This window comes from Williamsia limnetica (assembly GCF_003217475.1).
GTDB lineage: Bacteria > Actinomycetota > Actinomycetes > Mycobacteriales > Mycobacteriaceae > Williamsia > Williamsia limnetica.
In genome coordinates this window covers 382,587-405,605 of the sequence record NZ_QJSP01000001.1, presented here as the reverse complement: position 1 = coordinate 405,605, position 23,019 = coordinate 382,587, and the positions used below count along the sequence as shown (strand labels likewise).

The following is a 23,019-nucleotide window of genomic DNA, read 5'->3' as shown; positions in this document are numbered from 1 at the left end:
TCCGGGCTCGTGCAGGGCCGTTGTGCCGAACTTCCTTGGGGGAATCGTGTCGTATCCGCATGGACCTGGGTCCGGACCTGCCGGTGGTAACCCCGAGTGGCAGCCGTACTCGGAACCGACGGTCGCAGGTCAGCCTCAGTTCGGACAGCCGGGTAATCCGCAGTACGGGCAACCCGGCCCTGGAGAGGCCTACCAGCCGTACCAGGCATACCCGCCGCAGCCGGGTCAGTGGCCCGGCGGGCAGGGTGGTTTCGGACCGGGCGGGGGCCAGCCGCCGCGATCACGTAAACCGCTGATCATCGGGCTAATCGCCGGCGCAGCGCTCATCGTCGTGGTGTTGGTCGTGACCCTCGTCGTGACGCTCGGAGGTGGTGGCTCGGCCGGCAATCCCGAGGCGGCGGTGAAAACGTATCTGCAGGCGCTGTCCGACGGAGACGCGCAGAAGGCGCTCGGCGTCATGAAGACGCCACCGTCCGATCTGCTGCTCACCGATGACGTCCTCAAGAAGCAGCAGGCGATCGCGAAGATCGCCGACATAAAGATCGTCGACACCAACAAGGGCGGCGACATGGCCACAGTCCAGGCGACATACACATTCGGCGACCGCAAGGCCGACGAGACGTTCATGCTGCACGAGACCGGGGACTCCTGGCGATTGGACGAGGGGGCGGTGAGCCTGGAGATGTCCGCGTCCGGAGACATCCCGCAACTCACCGCGTTCGGTGTACCGGTCGACAAAGAAGCGAAGGTCTACTTCTTCCCCGGCCCCATGGAGTGGGGTAGCGCCGACAAGAACTTCACCGTCGTCGACTCCAAAGCGAAGGACTTCCCGATGTCGGCGCAGGCCTACTTCGGTGTGTCACAGCTGACCACGGAGCTCAGTGGCACCGGCCGTAATGCGGTGCAGTCCGCGGTCGAGACGTATCTCGACAATTGCGCGCTGTCCAAGCAGGCCGACGCGTCGGCAGACAAGCCGGGATGCGAGCAGAACGTGTACGCCTACAACGCCGAACCCGGCTCGGCCACCTGGACGGCACCGACGGACCTGTCGAAGCTCGAGTACCGCATCGGCTACGACAACCCGGATGAGGTATCTGTCAACGGCCAACTGCCCTGGTCGGTGACCTACCGCACCACGGCGACGAGCTACCGCCCGGCGGAGACCAAGACCGAACAGGACAACGAGTTCATGTACGGCAAGGTCGACCTCTCGGCCGACCCGCCGACGTACACCGCCGACTGAGTCGAGCCACGGTGACCCGTGGCGATTCAGCCGTGGGCTGGGAGTAGTACCACCGAACCGGTGGTGGTGCGGGCCGCGAGGTCGCGGTGCGCCTGCGCCGCCTCTGCCAGTGGGTAAGTGTGCCCGACGAGTACCTTCACAGTGCCGTTCGCGATTCCGTCGATCACCTCACCGGCGCGCCACGTGAACTCGGCATCGTCGGCGATGAAATCCCCGAGCTTGGGACGGGTGACCGACAGTGATCCCGCTGCGTTGAGCCGCTGGAGATCGAAGGGGGGCACCGGTCCGCTCGCCGCCCCGAACAGCACGACGACACCGCGTACGGCGGTGGCGGCCAGACTCTGTTCGAAGGTGTCTGCGCCGACTCCGTCGTAGCTGACCGCGACCCCGCGACCCTCTGTCAGACCACGGACCCGCTCGGCGAGGTCGTCGCCGTAACGCAGCACCTCGTCTGCACCCGCCTCGCGTGAGAGCGCTTCTTTGGCGTCGGAGGACACGGTCGTGATGACCCGCAAGCCCTTCGCCTTCGCCATCTGCGTCAACACCAGTCCGACGCCACCCGCCCCGGCGTGGACGAGAATCGTCTGGTCCGGCTGGGGATGGGCCGACCCGTCCAGCAGGTAGTGGGCGGTGAGTCCCTGCAGCAGCGCCGATGCGGCCACCTGATCGTCCACACCGTCGGGCACCGGCACCGCCCGTGTTGCCCGGACCAGGACGAGTTCGGCGTAACTGCCGGGCGCGTCGCACCAGGCAACGCGCTGACCGACGGCGACCGACGTGACCTCATCCCCGATCGCGATGACCTCTCCGGCGCCCTCGCTGCCGGGGACGTACGGCAATTTCATCGAGTAGGCGCCCGACCGCTGGTAGGTGTCGATGAAATTGACGCCGCTGGCGGCAACCCGGACGAGCACCTCACCGGGCCCCGGCTCCGGGTCCGGCACGCTCATAGGCCGGAGTTCTTCTGGACCACCGTGCTGACTGACCGTTATCGCATGCATGATTCCGTTGTACGCGGACCCGATGAACCGACCTGTCACCGGGCTCGCGATGGTGCGGCTCTATGCTGTTTCCCATGACTGAGCACCAGGGCGTCATCTCCGCGATCACCAAGTACGTGGCCCGTGAGGGTGGTTCGGCCACCGCGGTCCTGCAACCAGTCGGGGCTGCGGGCGTACGCATCACGCTTGTCGGCGGGCAGGGCGGCATCCTCGGTGACCAGGTCGTCGCAGACCTCGAGACGGCGAAGGCGATCGTCGACAAGGTGGACGGCGTGGAGATCGGCGAGTGGGACAGGGAGCTGACCTCGTCGGCGGAGGTCCGGCCCGGTCATTACCGCAAGATGGCGGGCTGGGTCGCGAACACCTGAGTCCTCGGCGTTCAGCTCAGTGCGGCGGTCGACCGTTCGGGCCTCGTCTGATCCAGGGCGACCGACGACAAACGGGGCCGCATCGCGATCCACAGCGCCGCAGTCGCCGCGACACACGCTCCGGCTCCGGCGACGTGGACGACCACCAGCGCGGCGGGGATGTCGGTGACGTACTGCGTGACCCCCACCAACGCCTGAGCGGCCACCACTGCGACGACGACATACAGCCGCTTCTTGAGACGTCGCGACGCCCCGACCGCGAACAGTGCGAATCCGATCGCGACGAGTACCGACAGGTAGGCGATCAGCAGATCTGCGTGCAGGTGCACCAGGGTCGTGATCTCGACGGCAAGCCGGGGGACGGGCTTCTCGATGCTCTTGTCCCCGGCGTGAGGGCCTGCGCCGGTGACCATCGTCCCCGCGACGAGTACCGCGCCCATCAGGACAGCGGACAATGCGGTCAGCCACCGCAGCGCAACAGGCACTTCCGGGATGGCCACCGCGTCATCGGGTTCGCGAACCTTCTCCAGCAACAGCACCGCCAGCCAGACCATGGCCATCGACAGCAGTAGATGAATTGCCACAGTCCACCAGAGCAGGCCTGTCAGCACGGTGATGCCACCCATCACAGCCTGTACGACGGTGGACACCGGCATCAGCCACGCGTACACACGGACCTCGTGGCGTCGCCTGGCCCGGGTCACGGCGATGACGATCAGCGCCGCGGTCAGGACCACGAGGAACGTGAGCATCCGATTACCGAACTCGACCGCTTGATGGATCGCCGCGACCTCGCCGTGCTGAACCGGCGTGAAACTGCCCGGGAAACACTGTGGCCAGGTCGGGCAGCCGAGGCCCGACGCCGTCACGCGGACCACGGCGCCGGTGACTGCGATGCCCGCCTGGGTCAGTACCACAGCGATGGCGATACCGACCTGGACACGGAGTGAGGGGAGGGGGAGCCGGTCGACGAGCCGGACAAACAGGCGATACACGCTATTGATCGTAGGCTGCCGTCCGATGACCTCCGGCGTCAGGTGAACTTGAAATACCTCACGGCTGCGACGCCGGACACGATCCCCCACACCGCCAGGACCGCCAGTCCGAAGAGGTCGACCGACCCGGCGGTGGCCTGATGCAGTGCCTCACTCAAGGCGCCTGACGGTGTACACCGGGCAATCCACTGGGCGGCATCCGGCACGCGGTCGCCGAGCACCACGATCGAGCCGATCCCCAGGAATGCGAACCACAGGAGATTGGCCAGCGCGAGCACCACCTCGGCCTTCAGCGTGCCGCCCAGCAGCAACCCCATGGCCGAGAAGGCCAGCGTGCCGACCGCGATGGCGATGATGCCGAGCAACAGCCCCGCAACGGAAGGCCGCCAGCCCAGGGCAGCACCGATCCCACCGAGGATGATCGCCTGGATGCTGACGACGACCGCGACGGCGATCGACTTACCGGCGATCACACCCCATCGCGGTAGCGGAGTCGCCCCGAGACGTTTGAGCGCTCCGTAGCGCCGGTCGAAACCGACGGCGATGGCCTGGCCTGTGAACGCAGTCGACATCACTGCGACGGTCATGATGGCAGGCACGAACAGATCGGTGCGGGACTCGTCGAAGTCGCCGATCGGGAGCAGGCACAGCCCGATGAGCAAGGTGATCGGGATGAACATCGTGAGCAGTTGCTGCTCGCCGTTGCGGAGCAGGAGCATCAACTCGATGCGCGACTGCGCCGCGATCATCGTCCTGATCGGTGCGGGGCTCGGGCGGGGTGTGAAGGTACCTGCGGCGAATCGGTTGGGAACGGTCATCCGCGCATACCTCGTCCGGTCAGTTCCAGGAAGACGTCCTCGAGGCTTCGGGTCTCGACCCTGAGATCAGTGGCGAGCACGTTGATCTTGGCGCACCAGCCCGTCACCGTGGCCAGCACCTGTGGTGTCACCTGACCGCGCACCAGATATCCGCCAGGCGAGAATTCGCTACACGAATAGCCCTCGGGGAGAACTGTTTCCAGCAGTGTCAGGTCCAGGCCGCGCGGGGCGTGAAACCGCAACTCGTTCTCGGCGCCACGGCTGGTCAGTTCGGCAGGTGTGCCCTTGGCGACCTCGACGCCATGGTCGATGATGATCAACTGATCCGCGAGTTCTTCGGCCTCGTCCATGAGGTGGGTGGTCAGGAGTACCGAGACCCCATCCGCCCGGAGCCGATCGATCAGTTCCCAGACCATGATCCGGGCGTGGGCGTCCATGCCGGCCGTCGGTTCGTCGAGGAACACGACCTCGGGACGTCCCACCAGAGCGCATGCCAGGGCGAGCCGTTGTTGTTGACCGCCGGACAGGCGCCGGTAGGAGGTACGTTGCGCTTCGACGAGACCAAGGTTCTCCAGAAGCCAGTCCGGATCGATCGGGTCGGCGGAGTACGCGGCGCACAGACGCAGCATCTCGCCCGCGCGGGCACCGGGGTAGGCGCCGCCTCCCTGCAGCATGACGCCGATCCGGCTGCGTACCTTCTCGTTGTCGGCGATGGGGTCGAGACCCAGCAACGTGACCTCCCCTTCGTCAGGGGACTGGAATCCTTCGCAGATTTCCACCGTGGTGGTCTTCCCGGCGCCGTTGGGCCCGAGGATCGCGAGGATCTCACCGGTCTGGAGTTCGAGATCTAGCCCGCCCACCGCAGTGGTGTCTCCGTAACGTTTCACGAGTCCCTTGACCGACAGGGCCGGACCGGCCGCCGCAGCGCCGGTGACACCGGCTGCGGACGAGGGGCTACTCACAACGTCCAAGAGTAAGCGTCGATTGGTGCGGTACGGAACACGGGTGACCGCCGCGACCGGCCACGGTCGTCAGTGGACCGACCCCACGGACTCGGCGACGTCGGCCTTTGCTCGGCGTCGGCGCTGCCAGGGCATTTCCTCGAAGAACAGCGCTGTGAGTATCGCCACAAGCAGGACCGCCGCGACGATCGCCTCGGCGAGCTGGAACCCGCGTGTTCCCGCCCCGGTCGGCAGGACGACCACGGAGATGATCGCCGAGACGGTGATGGCGGTGATCCGGAACCAACGACCCGTTGCCCAGGCCGCCAGCGGGATGATCGCCCACAGCAGATACCAGGGCTGGACGAACGGGAACAGCAGCACGAAGGTGCCCATCGCGATCCCGAGTGCGCCGACCGGGTGCAGGCGTCCTGCGAGCGCAGCCAGCAGCCAGCGGACGACGAGGATCGCGGCTATCACCTGAGCGACCGGTCGGGCGACGTCGAGCATCGCCTGGGTGTGGTCGCCGAGTCCTAGTTGCACCCCGATCCGGCCGGTGGTCACGGAGAGGAACGTCGGCATGGACATCCACGACCGCACGACATCGCCGGTCGAGAGCGTCGTGGTCCAGCCGAATCCGAGGCCCGTCCCGAGGGAGATGGCGGCGGTGACGCTGCCGAGGATCACCCCCAGCAGCCCCGCGGATCCCAGTAACGCGACGACGCTTCGTTTGGACCTCTGCCAGTACTCGCGGGGTGGAGCGTGCCGAAGGGCGGGCAGGGTGGCACCCCATCGTCTGGCCAGTGCGACTCCGACGAACCCGAACGCGAGCACCGAGGCGATCTTGATCATCGCCGACGCGGCGAGTAGCACGGCGCCCGCCAGCAGTAACCACCCTGCAGCGGAAGGCAGCCATGACCCGGGTCTTCGTAATCGCTCTGGGGAATCGATGCCCCGGAAACAGATCTCGATGCCGGCCAGCATCATCCCGAGCATCAGCGCCTCGTTGTGGATACCTCCGACGAGATGCAGGATCAGCAGGGGATTCATCGCGCCGAGCCACAGGGCGGCCACGGGGGAGACGCCGCACCTCTTGGCCAGCCGCGGGAGAGCCCAGACGATCAACGCGACCCCGAACAGTGCGAGGGCTCGGTGTGCCACGAGTGCAGCGGGGATGTACTCGCCCGTGATGTGAGTGATGCCGTCGCCCAGCCAGAGGAACAGGGGACCGTACGGCGCAGGTGTTTCTCGCCACAAGTTGGGCACCGACCGGGTGAACACGTGGTCTATCCCGAGGCCCGCCGCAGGGCTGACCGAGTACGGGTCGAGTCCGCGGGCAGCGATCTCGCTCTGCGCCAGGTACGAGTAGACGTCCTTGCTGAGCATCGGTGGTGCGACGACGAACGGCAGCAGCCACACCAACAGGGTGCGATCGGCCTGACGGCGGGTCATCCGGCGTTTCGGGGTGTGGCCTTTCATCACGTCGACCCCGAGTCGGCCGACGGCGAAACGCCCGAGGAGCAGCCAGGCGAGGACCAGGATCACCGTGCCCGCCAGGGAGAAGGTCAGCGCGGTCGGCCACATCCGGGAGGGAAGTGACAGCACGCGGGCACCCGCGAGGGGATTTTGGAGGACGGGCAACGCGCCGGTTCCGAGGGCTCCGACCAGGACCAGTACGGCGCCGGTGGCCCCGAACAAACGGATCTTGAGGAGTCGTCGTGATTCTTCGCGGTTGAGTGGGCCCACCTCACCCTCGTCGCCGTGGAGTTTGGCGACGGCCAACCCGTAGTCACCCGTGGAATCGCGCCCGGGCCGGCTCGCCCCGGCACGGCGAAGGCCCAGATAGTCGGCGGTACGACCGAGTGCCATCCGTACGGGTTTGGGCTGAGCTGTTGCCGGAGCACTCGCGTCGAGATCGGTGGCTGTGGGTTCCGGCACAGGTGAGACTGTAATCGCACGACGATGTGCGCCGGTGAGGCCATCACGGACGCCCTGCGATGCCGGGGTGATGTAACAGACACTGCCAAGCAAGGTGACCCTTGCTAGCAATCGAATCTTATTTCGGTAACACTTGTGTTGTGAAAACGGCTCAGGAACGCTCGCATGCCCTCGCGGTGGCATCGATCTCTGATGCGCCGGGCACACAGGGCGCCGACGGACTGCACAGTCCGGTGACCGTCAGTCATGACGGCCACACCCGTGCCGCGGTGGTCACACTGATCCTGGAACAGGGGCCCGTGACCGCCGGCCACATCGGCGAAGAACTCGGGATCACCCCCACTGCGGTCCGGCGTCATCTCGACGCGATGATCGCCACGGGTGACGTGGTATCCACCGCCGCGCCGCGGTACGCCCAGCGTGGCCGCGGTAGGCCCGCCAAACACTTCCAGCTCACCGCTGCAGGTCGCGGTCGGCTCAAGCACGCCTACGACGACCTCGCGGGCGCCGTCATGCGACGACTCCGTCGTATCGGAGGCGAAGAGGCGGTCCAGGAGTTCGCCCGGGACCGTGCTCAAGAAATCGTCTCTGACGTGCAGGTGTCCGGCAGTTCGCCGGAAGAGCTCGAACGCACGGCAGAAGAAATTGCCGAAGCACTGACCAGTGCGGGATTTTCTGCGACCACTCGGCGCGTTGGTAATGGTGTGCAGATCTGCCAGCACCACTGCCCGGTGGCGCATGTGGCCTCGGAGTTCCCCGAACTCTGCGAGGCGGAGACAGCAGCCTTCACCGAAAAACTCGGTACCCACGTGCAGCGCCTGGCAACCATCGCCAACGGTGACTGCGCATGCACCACCCATGTGCCGCTTGCAAATCTGCAGGTGGCAAATCAGGTCGACGCCCAGCCCGCGTCGGCACCGGCAGCCTCCGGAAGGAGTCACACATGACGGTCACAGACCCGACACCCACACAGACAGCAGCTGCGGGCGTACTGACGCAGGAAGAGACGATCGATTCTTTCGGCGCCTATGGATACGGCTGGGCGGATTCGGACGTCGCGGGAGCAAGCGCGAAGCGCGGCATCTCCGAGGCGGTCGTCGCCGACATCTCGTCGAAGAAGAGCGAGCCCGAGTGGATGCTCGCTGCACGTCTGAAGGCGCTGTCGATCTTCGAGCGCAAGCCGATGCCGAGCTGGGGCTCGAATCTCGACGGCATCGACTTCGAGAACATCAAGTACTTCGTGCGGTCCAGCGAGAAGCAGGCCGCCACCTGGGATGACCTGCCCGAGGACATCAAGAACACCTACGACAAGCTCGGAATCCCCGAGGCGGAGAAGCAGCGTCTGGTCTCCGGTGTCGCGGCGCAGTACGAGTCCGAGGTCGTCTACCACTCGATCCGCGAGGATCTCGAGGAGCAGGGTGTGTTGTTCCTCGACACGGACACCGCGCTGCGCGAGCAGCCCGAGCTGTTCCAGGAGTACTTCGGAACCGTGATCCCGGCCGGGGACAACAAATTCTCCGCGTTGAACACCGCCGTGTGGTCGGGTGGGTCGTTCATCTACGTGCCGCCGGGCGTGCACGTCGACATCCCGTTGCAGGCCTACTTCCGGATCAACACCGAGAACATGGGTCAGTTCGAACGGACCCTGATCATCGTCGACGAGGGTGCATATGTGCATTACGTCGAGGGCTGCACAGCGCCGATCTACAAGACCGACTCGCTGCACTCCGCTGTCGTCGAGATCATCGTGAAGAAGGGTGGCCGCTGCCGTTACACCACCATCCAGAACTGGTCGAACAACGTCTACAACCTGGTGACCAAGCGGGCCAAGGCCGAAGCCGGCGCCACCATGGAGTGGGTCGACGGCAACATCGGTTCCAAGGTCACCATGAAGTACCCGGCTGTGTGGATGACCGGAGAAGGCGCCAAGGGTGAGGTCCTCTCGGTGGCATTCGCCGGACCCGGACAGCACCAGGACACCGGCTCGAAGATGGTCCATCTGGCTCCGAACACGTCCTCGAACATCGTCAGCAAGTCGGTGGCGCGTGGTGGTGGCCGGGCGTCGTACCGCGGTCTGGTCCAGGTGAACAAGGGTGCACACGGCAGCCGTTCGACGGTCAAGTGTGACGCCCTGCTGGTGGATCAGATCAGCCGCAGCGACACCTACCCGTACGTCGACATCCGTGAGGACGACGTGACCATGGGTCACGAGGCAACCGTCTCCAAGGTCAGCGACGATCAGATCTTCTATCTGATGAGCCGCGGCCTGACCGAGGACGAGGCGATGGCCATGGTGGTCCGCGGATTCGTGGAGCCGATCGCCAAGGAACTCCCCATGGAGTACGCGCTCGAGCTCAACCGACTGATCGAACTGCAGATGGAAGGGTCGGTGGGATGAGTTCTCCTTCCGGAGTTGCAGGACCGGCCGGAGTGGTCGGCGCGGTACAGGGCGAGAACGTGCGGCCTGTCGCGAACAAAGGGGAGCAGTTCACCTCGTTCGACGTCGATGCGTTCGAGGTCCCGCGGTCCAAGGACGAGGCGTGGAGGTTCACCCCGTTCCGGCGCCTGCGCGGACTGCACGACGGATCGGCGAAAGCGACCGCGCAAGCGGTGACGACGGTCGAGGGTCTCGTCGACGGCACGAGCGTCGAGACCGTCGGCCGTGACGACAAGCGTCTCGGACAGGGCGGGGTGCCCTTCGATCGCGTAGCAGCACAGGCGTACTCGTCATTCTCCCAGGCGACCGTGATCACGGTCGGCAAAGAGGTCACGCCGGCAGACCCGATCACAGTTGTGATCGAGGGTCCCGGCGTGGGTGAGTTCGCATTCGGGCATCTGCAGGTCCGTCTCGAGGCCTTCGCCAAAGCCGTCGTGGTCATCGACCAGAAGGGCTCCGGCACGTACGCCGAGAACATCGAGTTCATCGTCGGCGACAGTGCGCATCTGACCGTCGTCAATCTTCACGACTGGGCCGATGACGCGGTCCATGTTGCCGCACACCACAATCGGCTCGGACGCGACGCGGTGCTGCGGCATTTCGCCATCAGTCTGGGCGGCGACCTGGTACGTATGTCCCCGATCGTGCACTACGACGGACCCGGAGGCGACGCCGAGTTGCTCGGGCTGTACTTCGCAGACGCCGGACAGCACCTCGAGCAGCACCTGTTCGTGGATCACTCTCAGCCGCACTGCCGTTCGAACGTCGTCTACAAAGGTGCCCTGCAGGGCGTCGCTGGCGATCGAACCCGGGAAGCTCATACGGTCTGGGTCGGCGATGTGCTGATCCGTGCCGAGGCCGAGGGAACCGACACGTTCGAGCTCAACCGGAACCTGATCCTCACCGACGGTGCACGCGCCGACTCCGTGCCCAACCTGGAAATCGAGACCGGCGAGATCGTCGGGGCCGGACACGCCAGCGCCACCGGACGTTTCGACGATGAGCAGCTGTTCTACCTGCAGGCGCGCGGCATCCCCGAAGACCAGGCCCGCCGGTTGGTGGTTCGCGGCTTCTTCGGTGAGGTGATCGCCAAGATAGGTGTGCCGGAGTTGCGTGAGCGGCTCGAAGCGGCAGTCGAAGCCGAACTCGGGGTCGCCGGCGCCTGAGCCCCGGCCGACACCAACAAACTTTCAAGCACAGATACAGGCAAGGACTGAAAATACAGTGGCTACTCTGGAAATCCGCGATCTGCACGTCAATGTGAAGCAGAGCGACACCGACGCCGAACCCATCCGAATCCTCAAGGGCGTCAACCTGACCATCGAGTCAGGCGCGACGCACGCGATCATGGGTCCGAACGGCTCGGGCAAGTCGACGCTGTCGTACGCCATCGCAGGACATCCCAAGTACGAGGTGACCCAGGGCTCGATCACCCTCGACGGTGAGAACGTCCTCGAGATGTCGGTCGACGAACGAGCGCGTGCCGGCCTGTTCCTGGCAATGCAGTACCCAGTCGAGGTGCCGGGTGTGTCGATGTCGAACTTCCTGCGCACCGCGGCCACCGCAGTGCGTGGTGAGGCACCCAAGCTGCGCCACTGGGTCAAGGAGACCAAAGAAGCGATGACCGAGCTCGACATCGATCCTTCGTTCAGTGAACGCAGCGTCAACGAGGGATTCTCCGGCGGCGAGAAGAAGCGTCACGAGATCCTCCAGCTCGGTCTGCTGAAGCCGAAGATCGCGATCCTCGACGAGACCGACTCAGGCCTCGATGTCGACGCGCTTCGGGTGGTATCCGAGGGCGTCAACCGCTACAAGGAGACAGAGAACGGCGGCGTCCTGCTGATCACGCACTACACCCGCATCCTTCGGTACATCAAGCCCGATTTCGTGCATGTGTTCGTTGCCGGCCGCATCGTCGAGTCCGGCGGGCCCGAACTCGCAGACGAGCTCGAGGACAACGGCTACATCCGATTCACCCAGGCCGCGGGCGTCTGAGTCAGACTTTCAGGAGGGCAGACGTGACGACCACCGATCAGAGCTCCTCGATCGAGGCGGCGTTGAACGTGAGCGCTGTCCGCGCCGATTTCCCCATCCTTGGCCGGACGGTTCGCGACGACAAACCGCTGGTGTACCTCGATTCCGGGGCGACCAGCCAGCGTCCGATGCAGGTGCTCGACGCCGAACGCGACTTCTTGCTCACCCGCAACGCGGCGGTACATCGTGGTGCGCATCAGCTGGCGGAAGAGGCCACTGACGCATACGAGGACGCGCGGGCGGTGATCGCGCAATTCGTCGGTGCAGATTTCGACGAGATCGCGTTCACCAAGAACGCGACCGAGGCGCTCAACCTGGTCACCTACACGCTCGGCGACGAGCGCAGCGCTGATCTGCTGGGCGGCAGCGCACTCGGCCCCGGGGACACCGTCGTGATCACCGAACTCGAACACCACGCGAATCTTGTTCCGTGGCAAGAGCTCTGCCGCCGGACCGGGGCCGACCTCAAATGGTATGGCGTCACAGACGAGGGTCGGATCGATCTCGATTCGCTGGCACTCGACGAGACGGTGAAGGTTGTTGCCTTCACCCATCAGTCGAATGTCACAGGGGCGGTCGCAGACGTTCCGGAGATGGTGCGCCGGGCGCGTGCCGTCGGCGCTCTGGTCGTACTCGACGCCTGCCAGTCGGTGCCGCACATGTCGGTTGATTTCCACGCGCTCGACGTCGATTTCGCGGCGTTCTCCGGACACAAGATGTTCGGTCCGTCGGGTGTCGGTGTGCTCTACGGCAAACGTGAACTGCTGGCGCAGCTGCCGCCGTTCATCACCGGTGGCTCGATGATCGAGACCGTCAGCATGGATGTGTCCACCTACGCTCCGGCCCCGCAGGGATTCGAGGCCGGTGTGCCCATGACCTCTCAGGTGATCGGACTCGGCGCAGCCGTCCGTTACCTGCAGGACCTGGGTATGGACGCAATCGCTGCGCATGAACTCGAACTCGTCGAAGCAACGCTCGAGGCACTCGGGAAGATCGACGGGGTCCGCATCATCGGTCCGGAGACAACCGATCGCCGCGGCGGTGCTGTGTCATTTGTCGTCGAGGGACTTCACGCCCACGACCTCGGACAGATTCTCGATGACGAGGGGGTCGCGATCCGGGTCGGGCACCACTGCGCATGGCCACTGCACAAGCGCTTCGGTATCGCGGCAACTGCACGTGCATCGTTCGCGGCCTACAACACGCTGAGCGAGGTCGATGCTTTGGCGGCAGCGATCGTCAAGGCGCAGCGGTTCTTCGGCGTGCACGAGGCCGGTGCCTGATGCGCATGGAGCAGATGTACCAGGAAGTGATCCTGGACCATTACAAACATCCCCAGGGGCGTGGGCTGCGCGACCCTTTCGGTGCCGAGGTGCACCACGTCAATCCGACCTGCGGTGACGAGGTCACCCTGCGGGTCCACTTGTCCGAGGACGGACACCAGGTAACCGACGTGTCGTACGACGGTCAGGGCTGCTCGATATCGCAGGCTTCGACGTCGGTGATGTTCGAACAGTTGGTGGGGCAGTCTGTTGAAGAGGCCTTGGCCACGGTCGACTCCTTCAACACGATGATGACCTCGCGCGGCAGGGTCGAAGGCGATGAAGAAGTCATCGGCGACGGTATCGCCTTCGTCGGGGTCAGCAAGTACCCGGCACGCGTGAAGTGCGCGTTGCTCGGATGGATGGCATTCAAAGACGCGCTGGCACAAACAGTTGTCAGCAAAGAGAATTCGGCCAGGGAGTCAGCATGAGTGAAGAAGTTGCGTCGGCGGGCGAAGTGCAGACTTCGCTCCCGAAAATCGAAGACATCGAAGAGGCCATGCGTGACGTGGTGGACCCCGAGCTCGGCATCAACGTCGTCGATCTCGGACTGGTCTACGGTCTCGACGTGAACAGCGACGCGGTGGCAAAGATCGATATGACCCTGACGTCGGCGGCCTGCCCGTTGACCGACGTCATCGAGGATCAGATCCGTTCGGTCCTGATCACCTCGTCCGGTCTGTGCACCGATATCGAGCTCAACTGGGTGTGGCTGCCGCCGTGGGGCCCGGACAAGATCACCGACGACGGCCGTGATCAGTTGCGCGCCCTCGGCTTCACCGTCTGACGGTCATTTCAAGACGCTCCACCAATACGAAGACGCTCCACAAATACGTGGAGCGTCTTCGCATTTGTGGAGCGTGTGCGGTTGGTAGGCGTGTCGGAGTTTCAGGACGTAGGCGATTCGAGGTCCGTCCAGCGGACCTCGATGGCTATTTGTGCGCCGGTGGCCGGGCCGAGCAGTTGGCCCAGACCCGCTCTCACGGTGTCGCGGACGTGGTCGCCGAGGACTCCGAGTTCGTCGTCGTAGCGTCCGACCAGATCCAGACGCACTCGTTGGATGATCTTTCCGTCGGTGTCGAAGTGCAACGCAGCGATTTCGCGTTGGCACACATCGCCGACGATGCGCGCGAGCGAGAACCGCAGCGCCCTGGTGTTGACCTCGATACCGGCGCTGTCTGTGGCGATCGGGACCCCGCGCCGCACTGTGGCGCGCAGCTTCGGCGCAAGCCTGTTGTAGACGTCGGTGTCGTCGGTGCGGTCACCGAGTTGGGCTGCGGCGTCGGCGATCCACAGATCGTTGTCGTTCGCGGGCTGTGCCATTACAGGTCATCCTCTCCGCTGTTCGGTCGAGCTCCGCTGCGTCTCACTTCGATCGTGTCTGTCCGGATTCCATGGCGCAAGTTGTTGCGCCAGGTGCGCCCTTGCTCGCTGCAGGTGGCCGCGCACCGAACCTCGTGTGATCGCCAAGGCTGTTGCGATTTCCTCGTGGGACAAGCCCTCGACCTCCCGTAGCCACCAGCACGCTCTGGCGTGGTAGCTCAACCGCTCCAACTCGACCTGCAACGCGTCGAACAGGGTTTGCCCGACGTACTGGTCGTACGGGTCGGTGTTGCGGCGGTCCGGGCCGTCCAGTCGGTCGTCCTCCGTCGGGATCGCCGAACGACGTCGGCGCAGGTCGATCGCCTTACGCGACGCGATCGTGAACAGCCAGGTGCGAAATGAAGAGCGCTGTTCGTAGTCGGGGAGGTTGCGCCAGGCCGCGATGAAGGTCTCCTGCGTGACGTCCTCAGCCGTCGTCGGGTCCGACACGAGGCGGGTGGCGTAACTCAACAGCGGTCGCAGGTGCCGCCGGACGAGCTCGTCAAAAGCGAGTCTGTCTCCGATGGCTGCGGCGCGAATCAACGAATCTTCGCCCTGTTCGTTCACTTGTTAAGCATGCCATAGGCGGTAGTGGTGGAAGTCACTTGTGGCCTCGCGTGCACTTTGCGCGGGGACCGTCGTCTAAGTAGATGGATCGGAAAGATTCGGGTCCACCGAGATCGAGACCCATCGACGCAAGGAGCCATTCACATGACAACTGCAGCAACAAAGACCGTTGGCGCAACGGGTTCGGCGCAAGACCGCGACATCGTCGCGTCGTCTATCGGCGGGGATGTGGTTGCGGGCGATCACGGCAAGACATCGATCGCCGACGTGGTGATCGCCAAGATCGCCGGCATCGCGACGCGCGAAGTCGATGGGGTCTACGACCTCGGCGGCGGAGCCGCTCGTGCAGTCGGAAAACTGCGCGAGACGATTCCGGGCGCATCTGCGAACGTCACCCAGGGTGTTTCGGTCGAGGTCGGCGAGCGGCAGGCAGCCGTCGACATCGGATTGGTCGCCGACTACGGCGTCGCCATTCACCAACTCTCGCAGGCAGTGCGCTCCAACGTGATCGACGCGATCGAGAAGATGACCGGTCTGGAAGTGGCCGAGGTCAACGTGACCGTGCACGACGTACATCTCGACGGCGACGAGATCGGGTCCGACAGCCAGTCCAGCCCGCGAGTCCAGTGAGCGGTGTGCCCACCCACGATGTGACCCCCGCCCAGCAGGTGGCGACCGCTGTGACCGGCCTGGACGGGGTCGCGGAGCTGCACGGAGGTGTCCTCGGGGAGGTGGCAACCTACTTGCCCGGCGGTCGGGTCAACGGTGTCCGGCTCGACAGATCCGGCGTCGAGGTCCACGTCGTTCTCTTCCTCGACGACGACATCAGAGCGGTCGCCGCGGAGGTCCAACGCGTGGCGTCCGACGTGGTCGGTGTGCCGGCAACCGTGGTGGTCGAGGATGTCGTCGCCAGGGTCTGACGCGGACCGCTTCTCGGATCCGGAGTACCGAGTGCGGCGGAGGCAGCTCATCCGCGAGCACCATCCGGATCGCGGCGGTCGGTCCGACACCATGAATGCGGCGCTGGCCCGCCTTGACGCCGAGTTCGAGACGAGGGCAAGGCGGGCCCCGCCCCCCACGTTCGTGCGATCCCGGCCGCGGCGAACGCGCTGGCGACAACTCCTGCCCCGGTGGGTTCCGGGGAGTGTCCGATACATCGATATCTGAACGAGCGATTCGAGAAAAGAGTATTTCCCATGAGCAATACCGTCTTAGGGCTGATCGTGGGCCTGATGTTGGCGTTGGCGGTCACCACAGGCGGATTCTTCGGCCTGCTGATCGCGCTGGTCTTCGGCGCGGTCGGCCTCGCGGTCGGGGCGCACCGCGACGGTCGTATAGATCTCGGCGTACTGCTGCGGAGCAAGGGCCGTGGCTGACACCGCGGTGGCGCAGCGGTCGGTACCGCACGACCTACACGTACAACCTCCGGCGCCGCCCGCCGATCGGGGAGATCTGCACATCGAAGCGCGGGTCTACTCCCAGATCGCCCGGCAGGCCGCACTGGAGGTCCCGGGCGTTGTTGCCCACTCGGTGACGCTCGGATCGCTGACCGGCCGCAATCTGCCGAAAGCGCTGGCTGATTCCGATTCCCGGCATCCGTCCATCGCTGTGGAGATCGCGATCGGCTGGCCCTCGTCGGCCGCCGAGGTGTCAGCCTCCGTGCAGCACCACGTCGCGGACGTGTTGACGCGGTTGACCGGGCGACGGCCCGCACGGGTGGATGTGGATGTCGCGGCAGTGAGCCCATCGGAATTGCTGCTCACCGAAGAGGTGGCAGAAATCGTTGCTGTGCAACAAGATTCGCCTGAGCCCGTGATCGCCCGACATGACCGCACTCCGCGAAGCTACCCGGCCGCAGGATTGCTCGCCGCGCTGATCGGCCTCCTTGCGGTGCTCGCGGCCGTGGTGATCGGGCGCGAGTACGCGGTGGCCCAGGGCCACTACAATTCCGAACCCTGGCTGGCAGACGCCGCCGGATGGGTGTCGGGCACGCCCTGGCAGACCTGGATGGCCGTAGTGGCGATCGGCGCCATCGTGGTGGGACTCTGGCTGCTCTACAACGCCGTCAGGCCCCGCGCGCGCACCCATCGGGCCATCACGGCCGCACCCGGCGTGTGGACCCGGGACACCGACATCGCTCGACGGCTCAGCGCGATCGCACTGGACGACGACACCACGGTCTCCGCCGGCACCACGGTGAGCAGAGGCAGGGCGAAGGTGACCGTGCAGGGTCAACCCGGGTCGGACGGCGCCGAGCTACAGGAACGGCTCGATGACGCGGTGAGCTGGCTCGAGTCGCCGCCGAAGGTCGTGCTCGCGCACAGAGCGCCTCCACGCCCACCCGTCATCGCGGAAGGAGCTCCGGCATGAGGCGCACCGTACACACGATCGATCGACTGGTGGTCGCCGTCGCCGGACTGGCGCTGATCGCCGGCGGCGTGGTGGCAGTGCTGTGGTGGCAGGGTGTCGCCGTCGTCGTGGACGCGGTGGCGCGGGTGGACAACACCGCAATCGACACGGCACCGGACCAATCGTGGTGGGCGTGGGCCTTGCTCGCCGCCACCGTGATCCTTGCGCTCGCCGGCGTGTGGCTGCTGGCCGCCAACCTACGACCGAACCGGGTGCGTACGGTGTCGGTCGGCGCCGACTCCGTCGTGGTCGGTGGAACTTGCGCGGTGTCGGTCTCCGATGTGGGCAAGGCCGCTGCGAAGTCACTGGAGCGGCACCGTCGTATCCAGTCGACCCGGACCCGCAGTTACGTCGAGGGCAGCACACCGATCCTCGAACTCACGGTCACCGCAGACCCGACGGCCGACGGCCGCGACCTCATCGAGGTGCTCAGGGCTGTGCGGCATCAACTACAACTGTCGTTCGCGGGATCAGACGTCGAAGTTCAGATGCTCCTCCATCGCGGGGTCAACAAGTGAGTCTCAGCTGCTCGTCGAACGCATCGCGGATCGGATGATGGTGCCTGCCAGTTTCCTGTCCGCGTGCAGAGCGGTTCCGGCCATGGCACCGAGAGTTCCGGCCAGGTGGACACGGCCGCTGAGGTAAGCGCGCCGGTGACCTGCCGGAGCTGCGAAGAACGCTTCGAAGAATCCGACGAGTTCCGAGTTCGGCAGGTTGAGCAGAGCTCCGAGCCCGCGCACACGCAGGCGGTACACCGCCCGTGCCCGCCAGGGCCACAGCGCCTGCGTCGGATCGTCGCCGGTCGCGACGGCGGCGATCAGGTCATCGGCTGCGCTCAATGATTCGGCGACGCTGTAACCCGTTGCCGGATGCAGCATTCCGCCGCCGGCTCCGAAGCGCACAGGTCTGCCGTGTTCCCAGGGGAGGCGGACGGTGTCCACGAGCGGAAAACGCACCTTCTCCGTGTCGAACACCTCGAGTGCATCGATGTCCAGACCGAGATGCGCCAGGCGCGAGGTCAGTCGACCACGCAGCTCGCCGATGGACATCGCAGGCGCTGCGGCGAGACACGTTTCCTCCAGCAGCACCCGGTCGTCGTCCAATGGAATCACGTAGAGGAACGTGGGCGTCGAGTCACTCTGTGCGCCACGCCAATCCATGAGTATGGCCCCGGCGCCATCGAGCAGCGGTTCAGCCACCGAGCGTGCGACGACGATTCCGTACGCGGTTTGCGCGGGCGCGTCCCGATCACGCAACCCACGCGCGTCCACCACGTTTCGGGCGCGCACCACAGAACCGTCGTCGAGCTGCACCGAAGTTTCTCCGACGACGTCCGCACGGTGTGGATGAATGCGCACGCCCGCGAGTCCCAGCGATTGCTGCAGTTCGGCCGTCCCCAGAGTGACGTAGGGCCGGTCGAGCACCGTGCGTCCCGGCGTGTAGACCGCGATGGTTGGGCTGCGGGCGGTGATCGCGGACGGATCGAGCCAATCGGGAAGGTCGTCTGCCCATGCCGCGTAGGTGGGTTTCCACCGGGCGTCGACGTCGGGGTCGATCAGGGACACCTGCAGTCCCGCGGCCGCGCCCCGGTGGGCAAGTGCGCGGCCTGCGGGCCCGGCTCCGACCACGGCGAGGTCGACGAGATGGTTCGTCATACGGGCACCGTATCGTTTTGGCGTACACTGGCGCGTCGTGATTACGGCAACTGACCTCGAGGTACGCGCAGGCGTACGCACCCTGCTGAGCGCCCCTGGTCCGGCGCTACGGGTGCAGCCCGGCGATCGCATCGGGTTGGTCGGCCGAAACGGTGCCGGCAAGACCACAACGATGCGCATTTTGGCCGGTGAGGGCGAACCTTACGCCGGCTCGGTGACCAACAGTGGTGAGATCGGCTATTTGCCTCAGGATCCGCGTGAGGGCGATCTGGAGGTGCTTGCGAAGGACCGGGTGCTCTCGGCCCGCGGTCTCGACACCCTGCTGCGCGATCTCGAGAAGCAGCAGGCGTTGATGGCCGAGGTCGTCGATGAGAAGGCCCGCGACAAGGCGGTCGACCGCTACGGAGTCCTCGAAGATCGGTTCTCGTCGCTCGGCGGCTATGTCGCCGAGTCGGAGGCCGCACGGATCTGCAACAGTCTCGGGCTGCCCGACCGGGTGCTCGCGCAGCCGCTGCGAACATTGTCGGGCGGACAGCGTCGTCGCATCGAACTCGCGCGGATCCTGTTCGCCGCCTCGGATGGCAGCGGTGGCAAGTCGGGTACCACCCTGTTGCTCGACGAGCCCACCAACCACCTCGACGCCGACTCCATCACCTGGCTCCGTTCGTTCCTGCTCAACCATGACGGCGGTCTGGTCGTCATCAGCCACGACGTGGAATTGCTCGGCGACGTGGTGAACCGGGTGTGGTTCCTCGATGCGGTACGCGGCGAGGCCGACATCTACAACATGAGCTGGCAGAAGTACCTGGACGCACGTGCGACCGACGAACAGCGTCGCAAACGTGAACGCGCCAACGCCGAGAAGAAGGCGGGCGCACTGCGTGTCCAGGCCGCGAAGATGGGTGCGAAGGCGACGAAAGCCGTTGCAGCGCAGAACATGCTGAAGCGCGCGGAGCGCATGATCGAGAATCTTGACGAGGAGCGGGTGGCCGACCGCACCGCCAAGATCAGATTCCCGGATCCGGCCTCGTGCGGCAAGACCCCGCTGATGGCGTCCGGGCTGACGAAGATGTACGGATCCCTCGAGATCTTCGCGGGGGTCGATCTCGCGATCGACCGGGGGAGTCGCGTGGTCGTCCTCGGGCTCAACGGCGCGGGAAAGACCACGCTCCTGCGTCTGCTGGCGGGCGTCGAAACCGCGGAGCGGGGCACGCTGGAGCCCGGATATGGTTTGAAGATCGGCTATTTCGCGCAGGAGCACGAAACGCTCGATGATCAGGCCAGTGTCTGGGAGAACATCCGCCATGCCGCACCTGACGCCGGCGAGCAGGACCTGAGAGGGCTTCTCGGCGCGTTCATGTTCACCGGTCCACAGCTCGATCAGCCTGCGGGGACCCTTTCCGGTGGTGAGAAGACGCGCCTCGCGCTGGCGGGTCTGGTGTCGTCGGCTGCCAACGTGCTGTTGCTCGATGAGCCCACCAACAACCTCGACCCGATCTCGCGCGAGCAGGTCCTCGACGCGTTGCGTAGCTACAAGGGAGCTGTGGTCCTGGTGACCCACGATCCGGGTGCGGCAGCGGCGCTCGATCCCCAGCGGGTGATTTTGCTGCCCGACGGCACCGAGGATCACTGGTCGGCGGACTACCAGGAGATCATCGAGCTGGCTTAGTCCGATCTTGGTGGGTTCTGGCGTAGGTGACCTGCGGAAACGGTCGCCAGAACCCACCACTATCGGGGCCCGGGTCAGACGTACCGGGCCTGCAGCTCACGTTTGACGAGTTTGCCGGTCGGTGTGCGAGGCAGAGAATCGACGAAATCGATGCTCTTCGGCACCTTGTAAGGCGCAAGTCGTGACCGCGCGAAATCGATCAGCTCTACCGCCAACTCATCGGACGCCTCGGTTCCGGGCTCGAGTTGGACGCACGCCTTCGCGACTTCGCCCAGGTCCGGGTCGGGGATCCCGATGATGCCGATGTCGAAGACCGCGGGATGCCCGATCAGGATGTTCTCGGCCTCTTGCGGGTAGATGTTGACGCCGCCCGAGATGATCATGAACGACTTGCGGTCGGTCAGGTACAGGAATCCCTCGGCGTCGACGTAGCCGACATCGCCACTGGTGGTCCATGCCGGGTGCTGGGGATGCTGTGCCTCCCTTGTCTTCTGGGGGTCGTTGTAGTACTCGAACGGTAACTCGTCACGTTCGAAGAACACTGTGCCGATCTCGCCGACGGGCAGTTCGGTGCCGTCGTCCGCGCAGATGCGGATCACGCCGAGTAAGGGCTGACCCACCGAGCCTGGGTGGGCGAGTGCCTGTTCACTGTTGATGAAGGTGGCGCCGGAACCCTCTGTGGAGGCGTAGTACTCGTGAATGACCGGTCCCCACCATGCGATCATCGCCTGTTTGACCTCGGGTGGGCACGGCGCTGCGGCGTGGATCGCGATCTTGAGGCTGCTCACGTCGTACTTGGTGCGGATCTCTTCTGGCAACTTCAGCATCCGGATGAACATTGTCGGCACCCACTGGCTGTGGGTGACCCGGTACTCGTCGATCAGCTGTAGCGCGCCCTCGGCATCGAAGCGGTCCATCAAGACCACCGTGCCGCCGACGGAGTTGACCATGCCGCAATAGCGCAGCGGCGCAGCGTGATACAGCGGTGCCGGACACAGGTAGACGCACTCTTGATCGAAACCGTAGATGACCGAGAAGACCGCCGTATAGGGGTCGGGGATCTCGTTCACCTGACCGTCCTGCAAAGGCACCTTGATGCCCTTCGGGCGTCCCGTGGTGCCGGAGGAGTACAGCATGTCCTGGCCGCGTGGTTGATCGTCGAGCGGGGCGTCCGACGCCGCGGCGAGAATCTGGTCGTAGGACTCGAAGCCCGAAAGGTCGCCGGCCCAGGCGATGCGGTGCGTGAGGGTCGGCACCTGGCCGACGGCGGAGACCGAATCAGCGACCTCGGCCGAGGCGAAGAGCGCAACCGCGCCGCAGTCACCGAGGATGTAGTTGGTCTCGTCTGCGGTGAGGTGATTGTTGATGGCGGTGACATACATGCCCGAACGCACTGCCGCCCAGTAGATCACGAGCATCCTGATGTCGTTGGTGGACACCATCGCAATACAGTCGCCGCGGCGTAGGCCGAGATCGCGGAGATAGTGGGCGACTTTTGTCGAATCACGGTCGAGCTCGGCGTACGTGATCGACTCGCCTGTCGCGGGTCGCACGACTGCGACTTTGTCAGGTGTCGTTGCGACAAAATTGCCCGGGAACATTCATAACCTCCGGCTCTGGAGCGCGATCGACCTGACCGCATATGTTAACCAGAACTATCACATGGTCAGGTGCCCGCGAGGGCTTATCGCGGTCGTCGAACCGAAGCTTCTACGAGGTCGAGCACCGCGTGCAGATCGTCGGTCGCCGCACCGGTGGCCAAACGAGTGGTCAGGCCATCGAGGATGAGGTCGAGGTAGGCGACCAACACCGTCGTGGGGATGTCGTCGCGCAATCGGCCTGCTGTGCGCTGTCGTTCCAATCGCGCGAGCGTCGCCGACTCGAGCTCTGCGGACCGAGCCTTCCATTCGGTACGAAAACCGGGGTCAGTGCGCAACTTCCTCGCGATTTCCAGGCGAGTACCCAACCAGTCGAAATCTTCCGGCCGGTTGAGCATGTCCCGCATGACCTGGACCAATCCCTGGTTGGCAGCGACATCGGCCATCCGCTCGGCATCCTCGTGCGCCAGCGCGAGGAACAACGCCTCCTTGTCCCGGAAATGATGAAATATCGCACCCCGGGACAGGGCGGTTGCTTCCTCGAGCCGGCGCACGGTGGCGCCGTCGTAGCCGAACTCGGCAAAACAACGGCGCGCACCGTCGAGGATCTGATGTCGCCGGGCTTCCAGGTGGTCTTGGCTTACCTTGGGCAACGCCCCTAG

General features: G+C 65.2%; 25 protein-coding genes. 15 read left to right on the top strand and 10 right to left on the bottom strand.

Features of this window, described 5'->3' with window-relative positions:
• Positions 1 to 46 precede the first annotated feature (46 nt).
• The gene (locus DFR67_RS01950; protein WP_158539874.1) at positions 47 to 1,243 is read left to right on the top strand and encodes a DUF4878 domain-containing protein; all 1,197 of its coding nucleotides are present in this window, start codon (positions 47 to 49) and stop codon (positions 1,241 to 1,243) included.
• Between the two features lie 26 nt (positions 1,244 to 1,269).
• Here the strand turns inward: DFR67_RS01950 and DFR67_RS01945 are convergent, their stop codons facing one another.
• Complete coding sequence (locus tag DFR67_RS01945) at positions 1,270 to 2,244, bottom strand: quinone oxidoreductase family protein (RefSeq protein ID WP_110467895.1); 975 nt, start codon at positions 2,242 to 2,244, stop codon at positions 1,270 to 1,272.
• A gap of 62 nt (positions 2,245 to 2,306) precedes the next feature.
• Here DFR67_RS01945 and DFR67_RS01940 point away from each other — a divergent pair, with 62 nt between their 5' ends.
• Positions 2,307 to 2,612: a hypothetical protein gene (locus tag DFR67_RS01940; RefSeq protein ID WP_110467698.1), complete on the top strand. Its 306-nt coding sequence runs from the start codon at positions 2,307 to 2,309 to the stop codon at positions 2,610 to 2,612.
• Between the two features lie 11 nt (positions 2,613 to 2,623).
• Here the strand turns inward: DFR67_RS01940 and DFR67_RS01935 are convergent, their stop codons facing one another.
• From DFR67_RS01935 to mptB, 4 genes are all read right to left on the bottom strand, one after another.
• Positions 2,624 to 3,607, bottom strand: coding sequence for a COX15/CtaA family protein (locus DFR67_RS01935; RefSeq protein WP_110467697.1), 984 nt, complete (start codon positions 3,605 to 3,607; stop codon positions 2,624 to 2,626).
• 38 nt (positions 3,608 to 3,645) lie between these two features.
• A complete protein-coding gene (locus DFR67_RS01930) occupies positions 3,646 to 4,425 on the bottom strand; it encodes an ABC transporter permease (RefSeq protein WP_110467696.1) in 780 nt (259 codons plus the stop codon).
• Positions 4,422 to 5,387 (bottom strand): ABC transporter ATP-binding protein, encoded by a 966-nt coding sequence (locus DFR67_RS01925; RefSeq protein ID WP_110467695.1) that lies wholly within the window; start codon positions 5,385 to 5,387, stop codon positions 4,422 to 4,424. Before DFR67_RS01925 ends, DFR67_RS01930 begins: the two co-directional genes overlap by 4 nt.
• Before the next feature lie 69 nt (positions 5,388 to 5,456).
• Positions 5,457 to 7,235, bottom strand: coding sequence for a polyprenol phosphomannose-dependent alpha 1,6 mannosyltransferase MptB (gene mptB / locus DFR67_RS01920; RefSeq protein ID WP_110467894.1), 1,779 nt, complete (start codon positions 7,233 to 7,235; stop codon positions 5,457 to 5,459).
• 209 nt (positions 7,236 to 7,444) lie between these two features.
• On the opposite strand from mptB, the gene DFR67_RS01915 reads away from it, so the two are divergent.
• From DFR67_RS01915 to DFR67_RS01885, 7 genes are read left to right on the top strand one after another with little or no spacing between them, the layout of a single operon-like run.
• Positions 7,445 to 8,251, top strand: coding sequence for a helix-turn-helix transcriptional regulator (locus DFR67_RS01915; RefSeq protein WP_110467694.1), 807 nt, complete (start codon positions 7,445 to 7,447; stop codon positions 8,249 to 8,251).
• On the top strand, positions 8,248 to 9,702 hold the full coding sequence (gene sufB / locus DFR67_RS01910; RefSeq protein WP_110467693.1) for a Fe-S cluster assembly protein SufB: 1,455 nt from the start codon (positions 8,248 to 8,250) through the stop codon (positions 9,700 to 9,702). Before DFR67_RS01915 ends, sufB begins: the two co-directional genes overlap by 4 nt.
• A complete protein-coding gene (gene sufD / locus DFR67_RS01905) occupies positions 9,699 to 10,907 on the top strand; it encodes a Fe-S cluster assembly protein SufD (RefSeq protein ID WP_110467692.1) in 1,209 nt (402 codons plus the stop codon). The genes sufB and sufD overlap by 4 nt, the downstream gene beginning before the upstream one ends.
• A gap of 58 nt (positions 10,908 to 10,965) precedes the next feature.
• The gene (gene sufC, locus DFR67_RS01900; protein ID WP_110467691.1) at positions 10,966 to 11,736 is read left to right on the top strand and encodes a Fe-S cluster assembly ATPase SufC; all 771 of its coding nucleotides are present in this window, start codon (positions 10,966 to 10,968) and stop codon (positions 11,734 to 11,736) included.
• Between the two features lie 23 nt (positions 11,737 to 11,759).
• Positions 11,760 to 13,058, top strand: a complete 1,299-nt coding sequence (locus tag DFR67_RS01895; protein ID WP_110467690.1) for a SufS family cysteine desulfurase — start codon at positions 11,760 to 11,762, stop codon at positions 13,056 to 13,058.
• The gene (gene sufU / locus DFR67_RS01890; protein WP_110467689.1) at positions 13,058 to 13,528 is read left to right on the top strand and encodes a Fe-S cluster assembly sulfur transfer protein SufU; all 471 of its coding nucleotides are present in this window, start codon (positions 13,058 to 13,060) and stop codon (positions 13,526 to 13,528) included. Before DFR67_RS01895 ends, sufU begins: the two co-directional genes overlap by 1 nt.
• Positions 13,525 to 13,884: a metal-sulfur cluster assembly factor gene (locus tag DFR67_RS01885; protein ID WP_110467688.1), complete on the top strand. Its 360-nt coding sequence runs from the start codon at positions 13,525 to 13,527 to the stop codon at positions 13,882 to 13,884. Before sufU ends, DFR67_RS01885 begins: the two co-directional genes overlap by 4 nt.
• 101 nt (positions 13,885 to 13,985) lie before the next feature.
• On the opposite strand, the gene DFR67_RS01880 is transcribed toward DFR67_RS01885, so the two are convergent.
• Entirely contained in the window at positions 13,986 to 14,420 is a 435-nt protein-coding gene (locus DFR67_RS01880; RefSeq protein WP_110467687.1) for a hypothetical protein, read from the bottom strand.
• Positions 14,421 to 14,426: 6 nt separating this feature from the next.
• Positions 14,427 to 15,026 carry an RNA polymerase sigma factor gene (locus DFR67_RS01875; RefSeq protein ID WP_110467686.1) on the bottom strand — a complete coding sequence of 200 codons (600 nt, stop codon included), beginning with the start codon at positions 15,024 to 15,026 and terminating at the stop codon, positions 14,427 to 14,429.
• A gap of 144 nt (positions 15,027 to 15,170) precedes the next feature.
• Between DFR67_RS01875 and DFR67_RS01870 the strand changes: the two genes are divergently transcribed.
• From DFR67_RS01870 to DFR67_RS01845, 5 genes are all read left to right on the top strand, one after another.
• Complete coding sequence (locus DFR67_RS01870) at positions 15,171 to 15,656, top strand: Asp23/Gls24 family envelope stress response protein (protein ID WP_110467685.1); 486 nt, start codon at positions 15,171 to 15,173, stop codon at positions 15,654 to 15,656.
• A gap of 5 nt (positions 15,657 to 15,661) precedes the next feature.
• Positions 15,662 to 15,946, top strand: coding sequence for a hypothetical protein (locus tag DFR67_RS01865; protein ID WP_245937654.1), 285 nt, complete (start codon positions 15,662 to 15,664; stop codon positions 15,944 to 15,946).
• A 276-nt stretch (positions 15,947 to 16,222) separates the two neighbouring features.
• The gene (locus tag DFR67_RS01855) at positions 16,223 to 16,402 is read left to right on the top strand and encodes a DUF2273 domain-containing protein (RefSeq protein ID WP_084836884.1); all 180 of its coding nucleotides are present in this window, start codon (positions 16,223 to 16,225) and stop codon (positions 16,400 to 16,402) included.
• A complete protein-coding gene (locus DFR67_RS01850) occupies positions 16,395 to 17,396 on the top strand; it encodes an Asp23/Gls24 family envelope stress response protein (RefSeq protein ID WP_158539873.1) in 1,002 nt (333 codons plus the stop codon). Before DFR67_RS01855 ends, DFR67_RS01850 begins: the two co-directional genes overlap by 8 nt.
• A complete protein-coding gene (locus DFR67_RS01845; protein ID WP_110467682.1) occupies positions 17,393 to 17,953 on the top strand; it encodes an Asp23/Gls24 family envelope stress response protein in 561 nt (186 codons plus the stop codon). The genes DFR67_RS01850 and DFR67_RS01845 overlap by 4 nt, the downstream gene beginning before the upstream one ends.
• Positions 17,954 to 17,956: 3 nt before the next feature.
• On the opposite strand, the gene DFR67_RS01840 is transcribed toward DFR67_RS01845, so the two are convergent.
• Positions 17,957 to 19,090: a lycopene cyclase family protein gene (locus DFR67_RS01840; RefSeq protein ID WP_158539872.1), complete on the bottom strand. Its 1,134-nt coding sequence runs from the start codon at positions 19,088 to 19,090 to the stop codon at positions 17,957 to 17,959.
• A gap of 37 nt (positions 19,091 to 19,127) precedes the next feature.
• Between DFR67_RS01840 and DFR67_RS01835 the strand changes: the two genes are divergently transcribed.
• Positions 19,128 to 20,759, top strand: coding sequence for an ABC-F family ATP-binding cassette domain-containing protein (locus tag DFR67_RS01835; protein ID WP_110467681.1), 1,632 nt, complete (start codon positions 19,128 to 19,130; stop codon positions 20,757 to 20,759).
• Between the two features lie 74 nt (positions 20,760 to 20,833).
• On the opposite strand, the gene DFR67_RS01830 is transcribed toward DFR67_RS01835, so the two are convergent.
• Positions 20,834 to 22,360, bottom strand: a complete 1,527-nt coding sequence (locus DFR67_RS01830) for an AMP-binding protein (RefSeq protein ID WP_110467680.1) — start codon at positions 22,358 to 22,360, stop codon at positions 20,834 to 20,836.
• A gap of 83 nt (positions 22,361 to 22,443) precedes the next feature.
• Positions 22,444 to 23,010 (bottom strand): TetR/AcrR family transcriptional regulator, encoded by a 567-nt coding sequence (locus tag DFR67_RS01825; protein WP_084836889.1) that lies wholly within the window; start codon positions 23,008 to 23,010, stop codon positions 22,444 to 22,446.
• Between the last annotated feature and the right edge of the window lie 9 nt (positions 23,011 to 23,019).